This is a genomic window from Hydrogenophaga sp. GW456-12-10-14-TSB4, from assembly GCF_059424305.1.
This window is the reverse complement of the sequence record NZ_JBWKZH010000019.1, coordinates 1-16230: the sequence shown is the minus strand read 5'-3', so window position 1 is coordinate 16230 and position 16230 is coordinate 1. Positions and strand designations below refer to the sequence as shown.

At 68.8% G+C, this 16230-nt stretch carries 16 protein-coding genes; 6 read left to right on the top strand and 10 right to left on the bottom strand.

The window, feature by feature from the left end; translation table 11 throughout:
* Window positions 1-6: 6 nt before the first annotated feature.
* From AC07ZS_RS11520 to map, 6 genes are all read left to right on the top strand, one after another.
* Window positions 7-834 carry a class I SAM-dependent methyltransferase gene (locus tag AC07ZS_RS11520; protein WP_494798739.1) on the top strand — a complete coding sequence of 276 codons (828 nt, stop codon included), beginning with the start codon at window positions 7-9 and terminating at the stop codon, window positions 832-834.
* Between the two features lie 54 nt (window positions 835-888).
* Window positions 889-2187: an NAD(P)/FAD-dependent oxidoreductase gene (locus AC07ZS_RS11515; RefSeq protein WP_494798738.1), complete on the top strand. Its 1299-nt coding sequence runs from the start codon at window positions 889-891 to the stop codon at window positions 2185-2187.
* A 136-nt stretch (window positions 2188-2323) separates the two neighbouring features.
* Window positions 2324-3502, top strand: coding sequence for a Fic family protein (locus AC07ZS_RS11510; RefSeq protein ID WP_494798737.1), 1179 nt, complete (start codon window positions 2324-2326; stop codon window positions 3500-3502).
* A 34-nt stretch (window positions 3503-3536) separates the two neighbouring features.
* Entirely contained in the window at window positions 3537-4010 is a 474-nt protein-coding gene (locus AC07ZS_RS11505) for an EVE domain-containing protein (protein ID WP_494798736.1), read from the top strand.
* A 60-nt stretch (window positions 4011-4070) separates the two neighbouring features.
* A complete protein-coding gene (locus AC07ZS_RS11500) occupies window positions 4071-4301 on the top strand; it encodes a ParD-like family protein (RefSeq protein WP_494798735.1) in 231 nt (76 codons plus the stop codon).
* Window positions 4301-5113, top strand: coding sequence for a type I methionyl aminopeptidase (map, locus tag AC07ZS_RS11495; protein WP_494798734.1), 813 nt, complete (start codon window positions 4301-4303; stop codon window positions 5111-5113). The genes AC07ZS_RS11500 and map overlap by 1 nt, the downstream gene beginning before the upstream one ends.
* Here the strand turns inward: map and AC07ZS_RS11490 are convergent.
* The 10 genes from AC07ZS_RS11490 to imuA form a co-directional block, all read right to left on the bottom strand.
* The gene (locus AC07ZS_RS11490; protein WP_494798733.1) at window positions 5068-6069 is read right to left on the bottom strand and encodes a formylglycine-generating enzyme family protein; all 1002 of its coding nucleotides are present in this window, start codon (window positions 6067-6069) and stop codon (window positions 5068-5070) included. The genes map and AC07ZS_RS11490 overlap by 46 nt on opposite strands.
* 6 nt (window positions 6070-6075) lie before the next feature.
* Window positions 6076-7095 (bottom strand): cupin-like domain-containing protein, encoded by a 1020-nt coding sequence (locus AC07ZS_RS11485; RefSeq protein WP_494798732.1) that lies wholly within the window; start codon window positions 7093-7095, stop codon window positions 6076-6078.
* 44 nt (window positions 7096-7139) lie between these two features.
* Entirely contained in the window at window positions 7140-7562 is a 423-nt protein-coding gene (locus AC07ZS_RS11480; RefSeq protein WP_494798731.1) for a YkvA family protein, read from the bottom strand.
* Window positions 7563-7648: 86 nt separating this feature from the next.
* On the bottom strand, window positions 7649-7957 hold the full coding sequence (locus AC07ZS_RS11475; protein ID WP_494798730.1) for a hypothetical protein: 309 nt from the start codon (window positions 7955-7957) through the stop codon (window positions 7649-7651).
* A gap of 113 nt (window positions 7958-8070) precedes the next feature.
* Entirely contained in the window at window positions 8071-9819 is a 1749-nt protein-coding gene (locus tag AC07ZS_RS11470; RefSeq protein ID WP_494798729.1) for an ATP-binding response regulator, read from the bottom strand.
* A 21-nt stretch (window positions 9820-9840) separates the two neighbouring features.
* On the bottom strand, window positions 9841-10452 hold the full coding sequence (locus tag AC07ZS_RS11465; protein ID WP_494798728.1) for a response regulator: 612 nt from the start codon (window positions 10450-10452) through the stop codon (window positions 9841-9843).
* A 1-nt stretch (window position 10453) separates the two neighbouring features.
* Entirely contained in the window at window positions 10454-11074 is a 621-nt protein-coding gene (locus tag AC07ZS_RS11460) for a LysE family translocator (RefSeq protein WP_494798727.1), read from the bottom strand.
* A 26-nt stretch (window positions 11075-11100) separates the two neighbouring features.
* Entirely contained in the window at window positions 11101-14208 is a 3108-nt protein-coding gene (locus tag AC07ZS_RS11455; protein WP_494798726.1) for an error-prone DNA polymerase, read from the bottom strand.
* On the bottom strand, window positions 14205-15512 hold the full coding sequence (locus AC07ZS_RS11450; protein WP_494798725.1) for a Y-family DNA polymerase: 1308 nt from the start codon (window positions 15510-15512) through the stop codon (window positions 14205-14207). Before AC07ZS_RS11450 ends, AC07ZS_RS11455 begins: the two co-directional genes overlap by 4 nt.
* A partial coding sequence (imuA, locus tag AC07ZS_RS11445) for a translesion DNA synthesis-associated protein ImuA (RefSeq protein ID WP_494798724.1) occupies window positions 15457-16230 on the bottom strand: 774 nt, incomplete at its 5' end. The genes AC07ZS_RS11450 and imuA, both read right to left, overlap by 56 nt.

Below are 16230 nucleotides of genomic sequence, written 5' to 3'. Positions count from 1 at the left end.
CCGGCCATGGACGCCCGTCTGCAGCGCCGCGTGCAGCGCTACGGCTGGGACCTGGCCGCGGACGACTACGAAACCCTGTGGCAGGCCCAGCTCGCCCCGGCACAGGCCCGCCTGCTGGAGAAGGTGGCGCTGCAAGCCGGTGAACACGTGCTCGACGTGGCCTGCGGCACCGGCCTGGTCACCCTGCGCGCGGCGCAGGGCGTGGGGCCGCTGGGCCAGGTGATCGGGGTCGATCTGTCGGAGCGCATGGTGCAGGCCGCCGCGCGCCGCGCACACGCCGGCGGGCAGCCCCACCTGCGTTTCGAGCGCATGGACGCCGAACAGCTCGCGCTGCCCGACGCGGGCCTGGACGCGGCGCTCTGCGCCTTCGGCCTGATGTACCTGCCCGAACCCGAGCAGGCCCTGAAAGAGCTGCTGCGCGTGCTGCGCCCGGGTGGCCGGCTGGGCCTGGCCGTGTGGGGCGAGCGCGAGCGCTGCGGCTGGTCGGCGCTGTTTCCCATCGTCGATGCCGAAGTGACCACCGAAGTCTGCCCGCTGTTCTTCCGCCTCGGCCAGGGCGACACACTGGCGCGGCTGTGCGGCGAGGCGGGCGCGACCGGCTTGCAGACCGAGCGCCTCAGCACCACGCTGCGCTACGCCAGCGGCGACGAGGCCTGCCGCGCCGCCTTCGCCGGCGGCCCGGTGGCGCTGGCCTGGTCGCGCTTTGGCGATGCCGCGCGGGCGCGGGCCTGCGCCCGCTACCTCGACGCCCTCGCGCCCTGGCGCCGCGGTGCCGGCCACGCCGTGCCGGCGGAGTTCGTGCTTGTGACCGGCCGCAAGCCCGAGCGAACCTGAAGGGAGCGCCGCGTCGTCTACAGTGGCAGCTGGTCTTCCACTGAGACGGAACACATGCAGACAAGAATCGTGATCGTGGGTGGTGGTGCGGGCGGCCTGGAACTGGCCTGCAAACTCGGGCGCAAGCTCGGCGCGGAACAGGTCACCCTGGTCGACCAGCAGCTCTTCCACATCTGGAAGCCCTCGCTGCACGAAGTGGCCGCCGGCACGCTGGACATCCACCAGGAAGGCCTGTCGTACGAAATGCTCGCGCACGACAACCGCTTCACCTTCTGCTTCGGCGCCATGACCGCGCTCGACACCGCCGGCAAGACCCTCACCGTGGCCCCGGTGAACGACGAAACCGGCCAGGAGCTCATTCCGGCGCGCACCCTGCCCTTCGATCAGCTGGTGATCGCTGTCGGCAGCACGGCCAACCACTTCAACGTGCCCGGCGCGGCCGAACACACGCTCTCGCTCAACCGCCCGGCCGATGCCGAGCACTTCCGCCTGCGCATGCTCAAGCTGCTCACCGCCGCCGAACTGCGCAAGAGCGCGGGCTCGCAAGCGCAGGTGCGCGTGGTCATCATCGGCGGTGGCGCCACCGGCGTGGAACTCGCGGCCGAGTTGCGCGAAGCCAGCGTGGTGCATTCCCGCTACGGCTTTCGCCGGCTCGACCCGAACCGAGACGTTCAGATCACCCTGCTCGAAGGTGCGGCCCGCATCCTCGCGCCCCTGCCCGAAAAGGTGTCCACCGCCGCCGCGCAGCTGCTGCGCGAACGCCACGTCACCATCGAGACCGACTGCCGCGTCGCGCGCATCACGCCCGAGCAGGTGGAAGACGCCACCGGCCGCGTGTTCGCCGCCGACATCGTGGTCTGGGCGGCCGGCATCAAGGCGCCCGACGTGCTGGGCACGCTCGGCCTGCCCACCACCCGCGCTGGCCTGCTGGAGGTGGCGGCCAACCTGCTGGTGAAAGGCCAGACCGACCTCTACGCACTGGGCGACTGCGCCGCCTGTCCCACGGCCGAAGGCGGCTTCGTGCCCCCGCGCGCCCAGGCCGCGCACCAGCAGGCCAGTTACCTCGTCGATGCGCTGCTGCGCCGGGCCAACGGCCTGCCCGCGAGCACCAGGCCCTACGTCTACAAGGACCACGGCTCGCTGGTCTCGCTGGGCACGCAGACCTCGGTGGGCAACCTCATGGGCAACCTGTTCCGCTCCACCTGGTACGTGCAAGGCATGTTCGCCCGCATGATGTACGTGAGCCTGCACCTGATGCACCACCAGGCCGTGCTCGGCACGCTGCGCACCGGCGTGCTGGCGGTGGCGCGTTTCCTGGTGAAGCGGGCGACGCCGCTGGTGAAGCTGCACTGAGTTTTTCTGGTGATCTCGAAGTCGCAAACAAAGTCGCAAAAATTTCCGCATGAATTGATAAAAACCCATATGGGACATACACTTGTGAATGCCTTCAAAGTCGCAGAAGTTTGAGCTTTATGACAATCCCATCCAGATGGAGCCCCTGCTCCCTGGTGAGCACCGGCTGGGCCCTCTTCTGGAGCAGGCGGGCGACCTGATCCGACAGGCCGACCGGCTCAACGGCCTGTGCCAGCCCGGCTCGCTGGCGGGCCTGCGGCGCCTGCTGCGGGCCATGAACTCGTACTACTCCAACAAGATCGAAGGCCAGCACACGCTGCCCCTGGAGATCGAGCAGGCGCTGCGCGACGACTACGCCAAAGACGCCGACAAGGCGCGCCGCCAGCGGCTGGCACTGGCCCACATGGCCACCGAAACCCAGCTGGAAACGCTCTGGCCGCAATGGGACACGCCGCGCGTCTGGTCGCCGCAAACCGTTCAGGACATCCACCAGGACCTGTTTGCCCGCCTGCCATCGGACGATCTCGCCATCCCCCACACCGAGCCACCAGAAACCTTGCACCCAGGCGAGTTGCGCCGCCAGCAGGTCAGCGTGGATCGGCATGCGGCGCCCGCCGCCGACCAGGTGGCCACCTTCCTGGCGCGCTGGTCCCAGGGCTATGGGCGGGTGCGACGGGGTGAACTGCAGGTCGCGGCCATGGCCGCCGCGCACCACCGGCTGGCCTGGATCCACCCCTTCCGCGATGGCAACGGCCGCGTGGCGCGGCTGCACAGCCACCTTGTGCTGGGCCATCTCGGCCTCACCAGCGGACTGTGGTCGCCCCTGCGCGGTTTCGCGCGCAGCCAGGACACCTACTACGCCCGGCTGTCGGCCGCCGATGAACCCCGGGCGGGCGACCTCGACGGGCGCGGCAACCTGACCGAGCGGGGCCTGGAGCAATGGATCGCCTACGTCCTGGACGTCTGCCAGGATCAGGTGAGATTCATGTCGAAGGCGCTCGCACTCGACGGTATGAAAGACCGCATGGCCGCGTGCCTGGACTACGAGGAACAGGTGGTGAAACAGGGTGTGCGCACCGAATCCCTGCGTGCCCTGCACTACCTGTTTGCCACCCAGGGCGACCTGGACCGCGCCGATTTCAAGGCCATGCTCAGCCTGGGCGAGCGGCTGGCCACGGCCCAGGTGAGCGCCCTGCTCAAGCGCGGCCTGCTGGAGTCAGACTCCCCCCATGGCCGGCTTCGCCTGGGTGTGCCGCAACACGCCTTGCGCTTCTACTTTCCCAAGCTGTGGCCCGAGGCCGAAGCGCCCGGCTGAGCCGCGATTCACCGATGCCTGAAAGGACACCCCCATGACCCACTACTGGCTGATGAAATCCGAGCCCGAAGAGTGCTCGATCGACGACGCGCTCGCTGCCCCCAAAGCCACCGTGCCCTGGACCGGTGTGCGCAACTACCAGGCCCGCAACTTCATGCGCGACGCCATGCAGGTCGGCGACGGCGTGCTGTTCTATCACTCCAGCTGCCCCGAGCCCGGCATCGCCGGCATCGCGCGCGTGGCGTCCACCACGCGGCCCGACCCCACACAGTTCGACGCCAAGTCGCCCTACTTCGACGTCGCGTCGAAACCCGACGCACCACGCTGGCTGCTGCTGGACGTGCAGGCCCTGCGCAAGACGCGGCTGATCGGCCTGCCCGAGTTGCGCGAGACGCCCGAGCTGGCTGAGCTGGTGGTGCTCAAGCGCGGCAACCGGCTCTCCATCACACCGGTGAGCCCGGCGCACTGGAAGTTCATCACCGACCAGCTGGCGGGCGAGCGCAGGTAGTTCCAATCACCACCATCCAAAACATGTATGATTCGTATACGTTTCATATATAGGTGATGGATGGGTATCGTCAAGATTTCAGACCTGATGCACGAGAACCTGCGCGTGGCGGGAACCGCTCTCAGCAGGTCGATCAATTCGCAGGCCGAGCACTGGATGCGGGTGGGCATGCTGGCCGAGCTTCACCCGGAGCTGGACCACCGCGAGATCTGCCAACTGCTGGTGCAGGCCGAACTCGCGGGCGGCCTGGACATCGCCATGGCCGTCTCGGCCCCACCCGGCAAACGCTAGTGGCCCGCGGCATCACCCTCAAGTCCGCCGAGGACATCGAGATGGCGAGGCGGGCCGGCCGGCTGGCCGCCGAGGTGCTCGGCATGATCGAGCCCCATGTCGTGCCGGGCGTGAGCACGGAAACACTGGATCGCATCTGCCACGAGCACATCGTGAACGTGCAGGGTGCCATCCCCGCCAACCTGGGCTACCACGGGTACCCGAAGACCATCCTCACCTCCGTCAACCAGGTGGTCTGCCACGGCATCCCCTCGCCCGATCGAATTCTGAAGAAAGGCGACATCGTCAACATCGATGTGGCCGTCAACAAAGATGGCTGGTTCGGCGACACCAGCCGCATGTACTTCGTCGGCACGCCCAATGTGCTGGCCCGGCGCCTGGTGGAGACCACCTACGAGGCCATGCTGGCCGGCATCCGGGAGGTCAGGCCCGGAGCAACGCTGGGCGACATTGGCCATGCCATCCAGTCCGTCGCCCAGCGCGAACATTTCAGCGTGGTGCGCGAATACTGCGGACACGGCATCGGCCGGATCTACCACGAAGAGCCGAACGTGCTGCACTACGGGCGGCGCGGCGAAGGACTCCGGCTGGAGCCGGGCATGGTGTTCACCATCGAGCCCATGCTCAACGCGGGCAAACGCGAAACCCGCTCATTGGCCGACGGCTGGACCGTCGTGACCAAGGACCGGTCGCTGTCCGCCCAGTGGGAACACATGGTGGCCGTCACGCCCGAGGGCCACGAAGTGCTGACGCCCTGGCCCCATGCTCAGGGGAGCGATTCGCGCACCAGCCGAATGCCCACCAGCGTGTAGCGCGTCTGCACCGTGTTCCAGTTTCGGAAAGCGCACCGCGTGTACAAGGGCCAGGTGTGCCAGGAGCCGCCCCGGCGCACCTTCACCGCGCCATCGGCCGGGCCCGCCGGGTCGTCTGTCGGCGACTGCGCGTAGTAGTCGTCCCCATGCCAGTCCGACACCCACTCCCACACATTGCCGTGCATGTCGTGCAGCCCGAAGGCGTTCGGCGCGTAGGTGCCCACGGGCGCCGTGAACGCATGGCCGTCACGGCCAGGCACCGCGCGATCGCGCCAGGCCGGCCAGTTCACCGCGGCGTCTTCATCGAAGGTGTTGCCCACCGCGATCAGCCCGGCCGGGTCGTCGCCGTGCTGGTAGCGGCCCTTGCCGCCCGCGCGGCACGCATATTCCCACTCCGCCTCCGTGGGCAGCCGGTAGGTCCGGCCTTCCTGCCCTGACAGCCAGCGCGCCAGCGCGACCGCGTCGTTCCAGGTGACGTTGACCACCGGGTGGTCATCGCCCTGCGCAAAGCCGGGGTTCTGCCAGGAGTAGCGTGGCGAGCGGCCCTCGAAGGCATCGTGCCGTGCGCTGGTGGCCGGGTCGTAGGCCGGGTTGTAGCCATAGCCCCCAGTGCCGTCCGCGATCGATTCCGGCACGTGGCCCGAGCGCTGGAGAAAGGCCCGGAACTGCCCCACCGTGATCTCATGGCGGCTCATTTCAAAGGGCCGGGTGATGCGCACGCGGTGCACCGGAGTCTCGTCCGTCAGGCCCTCGAAGCGCGACCGCTCCAGCGCGGGGTAAGCCGCCGCCAGGGCCTGCGGCGTTTCGTCGCTGCCCATCAGGAACTCGCCCGCGGGCACGGCAACAAATGAAATGCCGAGGGAGTCGGTGGTGCCGGTGTGCGGTGCGGCGCAACCCGCAAGAAGCGCCACCAGGGCCAGCGATGCCCAGGTGAACACGGTGCCGCCTGGACCCATTGCTGCTTACGCGGTCAAGCGCGCGTAGCCCCGAAATGCCAGGGCCTTCAAGGAATCCATGCGATGGTTCTGGCCCACCGCCATGGGCGAGGCGCCCAGCTTCTTGCGGACGCGGTGGTTGAACCTCATCGCGTTGAGCTGCCTGAGCGTTCGGGTGTCGTTGAAGAAGATCGACAAGGTCACCGACACCTCAGGGCCGTTTTTCACGTGATGCCCGGCCAGGAAGGGGATGTGAAGCGCGTCCCCCGGTTCGCAGTGGTAGGACACACCCAGGCTCTCGCAATCGGGCTTCCATTTGAGGGCGCCCACTTCGCGCTCCACGTGCGACTCGTATTCGGGCTGCGTGATGACACGTTTGTCCAGGGGCGGAAAAACAGTGACCTCTTTCGATCCCGCGATCTGAAGCAGGAAATTCGATGCGCGATCGAAATGGAAAGGCGTGATGCTGTGGGGCGACGAGAGAAAGATGTAGGAACGGGGTTCGATGGGCACGCCCTGGCCCCGGGCTTTCACGGTCCGGGCGATGTCTTTCACCAGGTCGTCGTGAAGCCCGCGGAATGCGGGGTGGCTTTCCGGCTCCCGGATCATGATGTACGAGTTGGACGTCGGGAGGTTCTCGATGATCTTTTCGATCGGCAGGGCTTTTCGCCCCTCGGTGATGGCCGTCTCGAAGTCCTCGTCCTTGCTCATCTTGTGGCCCGAAAAGTAGATGAGGTCCGGGTTGATTTCGGGGATGGCCTTCTTGATGTTTTCCAGATTCAACGCGGGGTGTTCGAACAAACGCTGCTTGAACTGGAAAGACAGCTTGTCAATCATGGAGGACATCTCCATGTCCGTGTCGAATACCTGGTACATCGGGTCTCCTGTGAACGATCGGTCCGTGAATGATGGACTGCGGCTGCGCGCACAGGTCATCGCGTGCCGCATTGTGCGGTGCCTTCGCCGCGCCGCCTGGATGGCTTGCGGCAGATCAGGGCAAAAATCACGAAGGATGGAAAGACAGCGGCGGGCCAGCGCGTCAGCCACGCCTGCGCGGCTCGGCGCGCTTTTCCTGCGGAAGGCGCGCAGCCTCAAACAAGGCTTGAGGCAGCGCCGACACTCGCACGCCATCGGAGCAGCCAGACCAGCACTGCGGCGCCCAGCACGATCCAGACACCGACCACCAGCACCGTGCCCAGCCGGCTACGTGGCTTGGCGTGGTTCGCTTCCATCCAGCGGTCCGCCTCGCCGCGGCATTCCTCCAGCACGTCGGCGGGCAGGAGCCGGATGGCCAGCCAGATCAGGGCGGGCAGCAGCAACACGTCGTCGACGTAGCCAAGCACCGGAATGAAGTCGGGAATCAGATCGAGGGGGCTGAGCGCGTAGGCCACCACGAAGAGGCCGAGCGCCTTGGCGTACCAGGGGGTGCGCCGGTTTTTTCCCGCGAACCAGAGGGTCACGCCGTCCCGTTTGGCTCGCTTCGCCCAAGCCTGGAGGTTGCCGCGGAGGTTCATGGGTCGTGAGAGGCATGCCATGCCTGCGCGTTGGAAGGGTCAGCCCGAGACCCGAGGTCGCCATCGTAGCCCAGGCCGGGCGAGCGTCACCGGCATTGTTCGTCGAACGTGCTCGTCATGATCGAGATCACTTCGGGGCGCATGCCGAGCCAGGTCTCGACCTTCACGTTGGTGGCCTTGGCCTCGCATTGGAGCCGCGCGGGCTCGGGCGGCTTGGCCGGCATCAGCTTGATCAGGCCGGACAGGGCGTCGCAATACTGCTTGAAATTCTTCACGCGCAGCGCGTTGTCCCGCTGGGTGCGGAGCTTGTCGTACTCGCCGCACGAAGGATCGGTCGCCGCAATGGCTGCGCTGGCCAGGCAAGACAGCGCCAGCCCCAGGAGGATTTTGGACATGAGAAGGAGGTCCCGATGGGGACGTTGTTGGAGGGGTGCCGTCAGAGGCGGTCGCAGTATCCGTGGCGGCCTTGCCCGGCGTGAAGTGACCCGGGTCACATGGCCAGGCCGGATCAGCCTGCCAGCGCGTCGAGCAGCTGTTGCGCCCGCACCGGCTTGTGCAGGAACGGGACCCCGCTGGCCCGGATGTCGGCGATGCGCTGCGGCGCGGTCTCGCCGGTGACCAGCAAGGTGCGCAACTGCGGCGAGCTGCGGCGCAACGCCAGAAGGTGGTCGAGCCCGTTGCGTTCGCCCGAGAGCCGGAAGTCGGACACGACGGCATCGATCGGATGGCGCTGCAGCAGTTGCTGCGCCTGCGCCAGATCGCCGGCCGCATGCACCGTGCAACCGCACGAGGTCAGCAACAAGGCCATGGCCTCCCGGCTGACCGGCTCGTCATCGATGACGAGCACATGGCGCGGCAGGTGCCTCTCGGTGGGCGCGGTGACCGGCACCGGGTCCGCATCGACAGGCCCTGGCCGCTGCGCGTCGGCCTCTTTCACCCAGACCCGGAAGCGCGTCCCCCGCTGCGGCCGGGAGGTGAGTGCCAGCGGATGTGCCAGCAGATGGGAGAGGCGTTTCACGATGGACAGACCGATGCCCAGCCCCGAGGCGCGATCGCGCTGCGGGTTGGCGAGCTGGAAGAACTCGTCGAACACGCGCTGCTGGTGTTCGCCGGCGATGCCGATCCCGGTGTCGATGACCTCGAAGCACACCCAGCCGGCACGCCCCGCGGCCGCCCCCGTTCTGGCGGCCACCAGCACGCCGCCACGGGGCGTGTACTTGATGGCGTTGTCGATCAGGTTCCCGAGCAGGCGCGTGAGCAGCTGCACGTCGCTCACGACGAGCAGATCGCCCGGCGCGCGAAAGCGGAGTTGAAGCGCCCGTTCCTCGGCGCTGCCGGAAAACATGTGGTTCAGCGAGAGGAACAGCTCATGCACCCTCACCGGCGCCAGCTCGGGTTGCACCGCGCCGGCGTCCAGCCGGGAGATGTCGAGCATGGTGTCCAGCGATTGGTTCAGCATGCGCACCGATTGGCTCAACCGCGCGATGGTCTGCGCGTTGCCCGGATCGGACGGGGACCGCTCCAGCACCGAGGTGAACAGCGAGATGGCATGCAGAGGCTGGCGCAGGTCGTGGCTGGCGGAGGCGAGAAACCGGTTTTTCTCGCGGTTGGCGCTTTCGACCAGTTCCACCTGCTGCGCCAGGCGCCGGGCGAGGTCCTCTTTTTCAAAGCGGGCCGTCAGGGACTGTTCGAGCAGATCGGCCTGCTGGAAGGTCCACTTGAGCGTCATCAGCAAGAAGAGCGTCATGCAGAAAGCCAGCACCCAGCCGACCGCCCCGCCGTGCCAGAGGCTGTTGGAGATCAGCCCGACCGCGGCCGGGATGCTGAAGGCGGCAATGGTCTGGCGGTGGGTCGACACGATGGCCGACCCGAGCGATATCGCGCCCATGATGAAGACCGAGACCAGCACCAGGTGTTCGGTGCTGTGGTGCGCACCGAGCATCCAGGGGGCCGCGCCCCACAGGGTGCCCAGCAGCAGGATGTCGCGAATGCGCCCGCGCAGGACGTGGGAGAGCTCATGGTCCTGCAACGGGCCGTGGGTTTCCAGCTTCCTGCGCTGCACGTAGCTGACGAAAACGACGAGGTAGAACAGGCCGAGCCAGACCAGCGGAAGGCGGGACGCCCCGTCCAGGACAAACAGGATCGCCAGCGGCGTCGCAAATGGGATGGGCGAGAGGATGCGCAGCGGCCCGGTCTTCTGCAACAGCAGTTCGAGCCGGGTGCGCTGCACGGCCATGCGGAGGTTGGACGACGGCATGCCGGTCACGGCCCGGTGGGGTCAGGCAAACAGCCCGATCAGCTCGGCGCGGGAGCGCACGTTGAAGGTGAGAAAGATCGTCGAGACGGCGTTCTTCACCGACCCCAGCGCCAGCCCGGTTTCGGCCGCGATCGCCCGGTTGTCGAGACCGCTCAGCAGGAGTTCCAGAAGCTGGATCTGGCGATCGGTCAATCGCACGCCCGGCTTGAGGCCCTGCCAGCGGGCCCGCGCATCGGTGGGCTCCGGGCGAGGCCCGGCCGCGGCGCGCTCGATGGTGTCGAGCAGGCCCTTCAGGCCATCCGAATCCCCGGTCTTGCAGAAGTAGCCCAGGGCGCCGTGGGCCAGGGCTTCATCGCGGACGCGGGCATCGTGCGTGCCCGACACGACGGCGATCGGCAGCTGCGGGTAGCGCTGCTTGAGCAGCTTGAGGCCGGCCAGGCCGCGCGTGTCGCCCAGGTTCAGATCGAGCAGCAGCAGAAAGACGTCCCCGGCGCGCCCCCCCAGAAACAGCAGGGCCTGCTCCAGGCTCGGCGCCTCCGCCACCTGGAAACGGTCGGCGAAATGTTGAACGATCACCTGGCGCAGGCCCAGGCGGACCAGCTCGTGGTCGTCCACGGTCAGGATCGTCGCCACGTCAGCCACGCAACGGCAGCGCCAGCCCGATGGCCACGAAGATGCCACCGCAGACCTGGTTGAAGCGCTTGCCCACGCGGCGCAGCCAGGGGCTGATGCGCGCGGCCATGCCGGCGATGAACAGCTCGGTGACGGCCTCGACCAGCGCGAAGGTGCCGGCCATGATCGCGAACTGCAGCAGCAGGCTGCGGTGCGGGTCGATGAACTGCGGCAGGAAGGCCGCGAAGAACAGGATGCCCTTGGGGTTGGTGACGGCGGACAAGGCGCCCTGCCGGAACAGCGAGCCGCCCGAGCGCGCCGGCCCGGCCCGGTCGCCTTCGGTGAGCTGCACGCCCACGGGCGGCGAGCGCCAGACCTGGATGCCCAGCCACACGAGGTAGGCGCCACCGAGCCACTTCAGCGCGGTGAGCCACACCAGCGAGGTCTGCAGCAGCGCGCCGATGCCGAACATGGACAGCGCAATGACCGCCACGAAGCCCAGCGTGCCGCCGAAGATGGTGAACAGCGTCTTGCGCTGGCCGTGCAGCACGCCGTGCGTGAGCGCGAGCAGGCCATTGGGGCCAGGGGAAAGGGAGAGGCCGGCGGCGGCCAGGAGGTAGATGAGCCAGGTGTCGAGGTTCATGCAGCCAATCCTAGCGCCGATGGGCCTCAATGAAAATCCCGGCTCACGGTGGACAGGCCGTTGAGCAACGGCGTGAGGTCCTCGAGGTGGCCGGCGATGAGGTTGCGCACCTCGCCTTCGCGCTGCCACCGGCCATACACGGCCAGCAGGCGCGCGCCGGTGAGCACGGCGCGCTGGCGCTCGCGGATGCGTTGCCACACGATGACCTGCACCACGCCGGTTTCGTCCTCCAGGCTCACGAACACCACGCCCGAGGAGGTGCCGGGCTGCTGGCGCAGGGTGACGATGCCGCAGTGGCGCACGAGGCGGCCATCGGGCGCGTCCTGGAGCTGTGCGGCGGTCATGAGCCGGCGTTTCGCGAGTTCTTCGCGCAGCAGGGCCAGCGGGTGGCGGCGCAAGGTGAGGCCGGTGCTGGCGTAGTCCCACACGACGGCTTCGCCTTCGGGCGCGGCGGGCAAGGCCAGCGGGGCTTCGTCCACCGGTGCGCCCTTGAGCAGGGCTGGCGGCGAGCGCAGCGCGGCGGCATCCCACACCTGCTGGCGGCGGTGGCCGCTCAGGCCCATGAGGGCATCGGCGGCGGCGAGCGCTTTCATCTGCGGCTGATCCAGGCCGGCGCGGCGCGCAAGGTCTTGGGCGTTGCGGAAAGCTTGCTGCGCGCGCGCCTGCACGATGCGTTCGGTCGCGTCCTGGCCGATGCCGCTGACCAGCCGCATGCCCAGGCGCACCGCGCCGTCGGCATCGATCGTGCTGTCGCGATCGCTGTGCAGCACGTCCACCGGTCGCACGACCACGCCGTGGCGTTTCGCGTCCTGCACCAGCTGGCTGGGCGTGTAGAAACCCAGCGGCTGGCTGTTGAGCAGCGCGGTGAGGAACTCGGCCGGGTGATGGCATTTGATCCACGCGCTCACATAGACCAGCAGCGCGAAACTGGCGGCGTGGCTTTCGGGAAAGCCGTAGCTGGAGAAGCCCTTGATCTGCTCGAAGATGCTCTGGGCAAACTCCAGTTCGTAGCCGCGATCGGTCATGCCCTTGACCAGCCGCTCTTCGTACTTCTGCACATTGCCGTGCCGCTTCCAGGCGGCCATGGCGCGGCGCAGTTCATCGGCCTCGCCCGGCGTGAAGCCGGCCGAGAGCACGGCGATCTGCATGCATTGTTCCTGGAAGATGGGCACGCCCATGGTGCGGCCCAGCGCGGCCTTCAAGGCCCTGCCCCCATGGGGCCCGGGGAAACTCACCGGCACCTTGCCCTGCCGCCGGTTCAGATAAGGATGCACCGCCCCACCCTGGATGGGCCCGGGCCGCACCAGCGCGACCTCGATCACGAGGTCGTAGTAAGAACGCGGCCTCAAGCGCGGCAACATGCTCATCTGCGCGCGGCTCTCGATCTGGAACACGCCCACGGTGTCGGCGGCGCAGACCATGTCGTAGGTCGGGTCGTCGCCATCGGGAATGTCCTGCATGCCGAACGCCCGCCCCTGTTTCTCGCCAATCAGCGCCATGGCCTTGCGCAGCGCCGTGAGCATGCCCAGGGCGAGCACGTCCACCTTGAGCAGGCCGACGGCGTCGAGGTCGTCCTTGTCCCACTCGATCACGGTGCGGTCTTTCATGGTGGCGTTCTCGATCGGCACCAGGCGCGAGAGCGGCAGTTGCGTGAGCACGAAGCCGCCGGTGTGCTGCGAGAGGTGGCGCGGAAATCCCATGAGCGTCGAGGTGAGTTCCAGCAGCTGGCGCACCTTCAGATCGCCGGTGTCGAGGCCGGCTTCCTGGAGCCGCTCGGGCGCGATCGCGTGCCCGTCCCACCAGCGCGACTGTCTGGCCAGCACATCGAGCGAGCCCTCCGCAAAGCCCAGCGCCTTGCCCACATCGCGCAGCGCGCTGCGCGGGCGGTAGCTGATGACGGTGGCGGTGAGCGCGGCGCGCTCGCGGCCGTACTTCCCGTACAGGTACTGGATGACTTCCTCGCGCCGCTCGTGCTCGAAGTCCACGTCGATGTCGGGCGGTTCGTCGCGTTCGCGCGAGATGAAGCGCTCGAACAGCAGGCCCGTGCGCCCCGGGTCCACTTCGGTGATGCCCAGGCAGTAGCACACCACGCTGTTGGCCGCCGAGCCCCGGCCCTGGCACAGGATGTCTTTCGAGCGCGCGAAGGCCACGATGTCGTGCACCGTCAGGAAGTAGTGCTCGTATTGCTTGTAGGCGATGAGCTCCAGCTCGTGCTCGATCTGTTGGGCAAACGCCTCGGGCGTGCCTTGCGGCCACCGCCTTCGGGCTCCGGCTTCGGTCAGCTGGCGCAGGTGGCTCTGCGGTGTTTCGCCCTCGGGGATCACCTCGCTCGGGTACTGGTAACGCAGTTCGTCGAGCGAGAAATCGCAGCGCGCGGCCACCGCCAGGGTTTCGGCCAGCAGGTCGGCGGGGTAGAGCTGGCCCAGCGTGAGACGCCCGCGCAGGCGCTGCTCGGCGCTAGGCTCCAGCACAAAGCCGCATTCGGTGAGTGGCTTGCCGATGCGCGTGGCGGTGAGCACATCGTGCAGGGGTTTGCGCGAGCGCACGTGCATGCGCACGTCGCCCACGGCCACCAGCGGCACGGCAGTGAGTTCGCTGCTCTGGCGCAGCCGGTGCAGGCGCATTTCGTCGTCAAAGCGGCAGAGCTGTTCCACGCCCAGCCAGCAGCGGCCCCGGAAATGCTGCAGCAGCCAGCGCGCGACGGTGTCCATCGGGTCCTGGTCGCTGTGGCGGTCGGGCACGGCGATCACCACGCAGTCGGCCAGGGCCTGGGCATCGATGTCGCCGATCGCCAGACGGTAGCTGCCCTTGGGGGCGCTGCGGCGCAGGCGTGTGATGAATTCGCACAGGTTGCCGTAGCCGTTGAGGTTGCAGGCCAGCACGACCAGGGTGAAGGGCGCGTCGCACCGCACCTGGAACTGGCTGCCGATCAGCAACTGGAAGCGGTGCTTCTTCGCGGCGACGTGCGCGCGCACCACGCCGGCCAGCGAACACTCGTCCACCAGGGCCAGCGCCTGGTAGCCCAGCGCCGCCGCGCGCTCGACCAGTTCCTCGGGGTGGCTGGCGCCGCGCAGGAAGCTGAAGTTCGAGAGACAGCGCAGCTCGACGTAGTCGGGAAGGACGTCGGCACTCATGCGAAATGCCCATGAAGGTACCAGGCGGGTGCGCCGTCCAGCCGGGTCTGGAACACCCACAGCACGCCGGCCTGTGGAGACAGGGCCACCCAGTAGTCGCGCACCACGTTGCGCATGCGCTCGGTGCCTTCGACGCGGTCCCACCAGCCGCCCTCCACGCGCTGCGGCCCGAGCAGCATCACCAGTTCGCCGTGGTGAATCGGCCGGTGATCGCGCACGGCCAACCGCAAGGGCATGGGCAGCAGAAAGCCGGGCTGCGGCAGCTCGGTGCCGGGCGCGCCCTGGCGCGGCAGGGGCAGCGTGGCCGGCTGCCAGTGGCACATCCATTCGGGGCGGTGGTCTTCGCACAGCACCGGGCGCAACACGCGCTGCGGCCCCAGGCGGGCAGACAGCCGCTCCAGCACCAGGCCCAGCTGCTCGCCCTGGCGCACGGTGTCGGGCAGCAATGAGGCGCTCACGTCGTGCAGTGGCCGCACCTCGGTGGCCACCAGCACCAGGTCGCCCACGGGCGCGAGCAGTTCCACCCGCGCCAGGTGCTCGCCCAGCAGGCGGCAGAGGTGTTCGATGTCGCGCGTGGGCTCGGCGGTGCGGATGGTGATCTCGCCACCCTCGCCCGCTGAGCGCGCGCGCATCGCGTCGTGCGCCCAGCGCAGCGTGAAGGCGGTGACGCCCGCGCGCCGCGCCGCCAGCCAGCCGCTGAGCACGCGCAGCAGGCGCCGCGCGCCGAACAGCAGGGCCGGCGCCTGCTCCACGCGGGCCATGAGTTCGAGCCGCTCTTCAAAGTGCTCGGGCAGCGCCACCCAGTCGTGCGCCTCGGGCGCCGCCCCGTAGGCCTGGTCGATCGCCTGCAGCAGCGGCTGGTCGAAGCGCCGGCCCAGGCCGCTGCGCGGCAGCGCGCGCACGTCGCCCAGCGTGCGGCAGCCGATGTGTTCGAGCGTGAGCCGGTGCGGGCGCACGGCGCTCAGCGTCGCCATGGGCAGGGTGTCGAGCAGCTCGGCCAAGGGGCGTTGGAAACCGTTTTCAATGCCGGCGCGCGCCAACGCGAGCGCGGCCAGGCCATTGGATGCCCAGGCCAGTTGCGCCACACCGAGTTCGCGGGCCTCACCCCACACGCGGTCGCGCAGGGCCCGCCGACCGCCGAACAGGCGCACGCTGGCCGCCACCTCCATGAGCACGGCTTCGTCGGCCAGGGCCACGCGGGGCGTGAACTGCAGGGCCCAGGTCGCCAGCGCACGCTGCGGCGCGGCCTCAGTGGGCGGGACTGTGCCGGCGCTCGGGCTGGGCAACAGGGCGGACCACAACATGGTCGGTCTCTCCGGTTCGGGGCATCCACCGACTGGGCTGGCGCAGCCGGGGCGGGAGGACGGCGGCCAGGCCGCCGGGCACCGAGGGCAGGCGCAGGGTGTCCTCCAGCGGCGGGCCCTTGCGCTTGGCGATGCGCAGGTGCAGTTCCCAGTCCACCCCCACGCAGGCCTGCACGCGCAGCGGCGCGGCCGACGACTCGCCCAGGGCGTGCAGGGGCCGGCACACGAACACCGGCGACTCGAAGCCGGTGGCAAGCACCTGCAGCCGGCGGATCTGCGCCGCCTTCGCCTGCGGCAGCCAGGCGACGATCGCGCCACCGGCCTGGGCCTTGATGAGCTGCTCGGCCGACCACAGGCGCTCGGCCGCCGTGTCGGCCTGCACCCAGACCAGCCGGCGCTCGTCCAGGCCCTCGAAGCGCAGGCCGGGCAGGTGCGGCGAGAGCGGCGGGCCGATCACCACCACCGGCTGCCCGGCAGCACAGACCCGGCGCAGCGCCGGCCCGAGCAGGCGCCATTCCAGCATGCCGCTGTGGGGGGTGAGGATTTCGGTCAGCCCGTGGCCGGGCCAGCCACCGCCAGGCAGTTGCGCGTCCAGCACGGCGAAGCCGCTGGGCCACACGGCCGAAACCGGTGCACCGAGCTGGTCACCCCGCCACAGTGCCGCGGCCACGGCCGATGGCAGGCCACCGGCGGGGGGCAGCGCCGGGCGGACGGGGGT

What these genes read in the sequence shown, in the direction of transcription:
- AC07ZS_RS11520 (WP_494798739.1), top strand. Translation starts at nt 7, where the DNA reads ATGGACGCCCGTCTGCAGCGCCGCGTGCAGCGCTACGGCTGGGACCTG.
- AC07ZS_RS11515 (WP_494798738.1), top strand. Translation starts at nt 889, where the DNA reads ATGCAGACAAGAATCGTGATCGTGGGTGGTGGTGCGGGCGGCCTGGAA.
- AC07ZS_RS11510 (WP_494798737.1), top strand. Translation starts at nt 2,324, where the DNA reads ATGGAGCCCCTGCTCCCTGGTGAGCACCGGCTGGGCCCTCTTCTGGAG.
- AC07ZS_RS11505 (WP_494798736.1), top strand. Translation starts at nt 3,537, where the DNA reads ATGACCCACTACTGGCTGATGAAATCCGAGCCCGAAGAGTGCTCGATC.
- AC07ZS_RS11500 (WP_494798735.1), top strand. Translation starts at nt 4,071, where the DNA reads ATGGGTATCGTCAAGATTTCAGACCTGATGCACGAGAACCTGCGCGTG.
- AC07ZS_RS11490 (WP_494798733.1), bottom strand. Translation starts at nt 6,069, where the DNA reads ATGGGTCCAGGCGGCACCGTGTTCACCTGGGCATCGCTGGCCCTGGTG.
- AC07ZS_RS11480 (WP_494798731.1), bottom strand. Translation starts at nt 7,562, where the DNA reads ATGAACCTCCGCGGCAACCTCCAGGCTTGGGCGAAGCGAGCCAAACGG.
- AC07ZS_RS11475 (WP_494798730.1), bottom strand. Translation starts at nt 7,957, where the DNA reads ATGTCCAAAATCCTCCTGGGGCTGGCGCTGTCTTGCCTGGCCAGCGCA.
- AC07ZS_RS11470 (WP_494798729.1), bottom strand. Translation starts at nt 9,819, where the DNA reads ATGCCGTCGTCCAACCTCCGCATGGCCGTGCAGCGCACCCGGCTCGAA.
- AC07ZS_RS11460 (WP_494798727.1), bottom strand. Translation starts at nt 11,074, where the DNA reads ATGAACCTCGACACCTGGCTCATCTACCTCCTGGCCGCCGCCGGCCTC.
- AC07ZS_RS11455 (WP_494798726.1), bottom strand. Translation starts at nt 14,208, where the DNA reads ATGAGTGCCGACGTCCTTCCCGACTACGTCGAGCTGCGCTGTCTCTCG.
- AC07ZS_RS11450 (WP_494798725.1), bottom strand. Translation starts at nt 15,512, where the DNA reads ATGTTGTGGTCCGCCCTGTTGCCCAGCCCGAGCGCCGGCACAGTCCCG.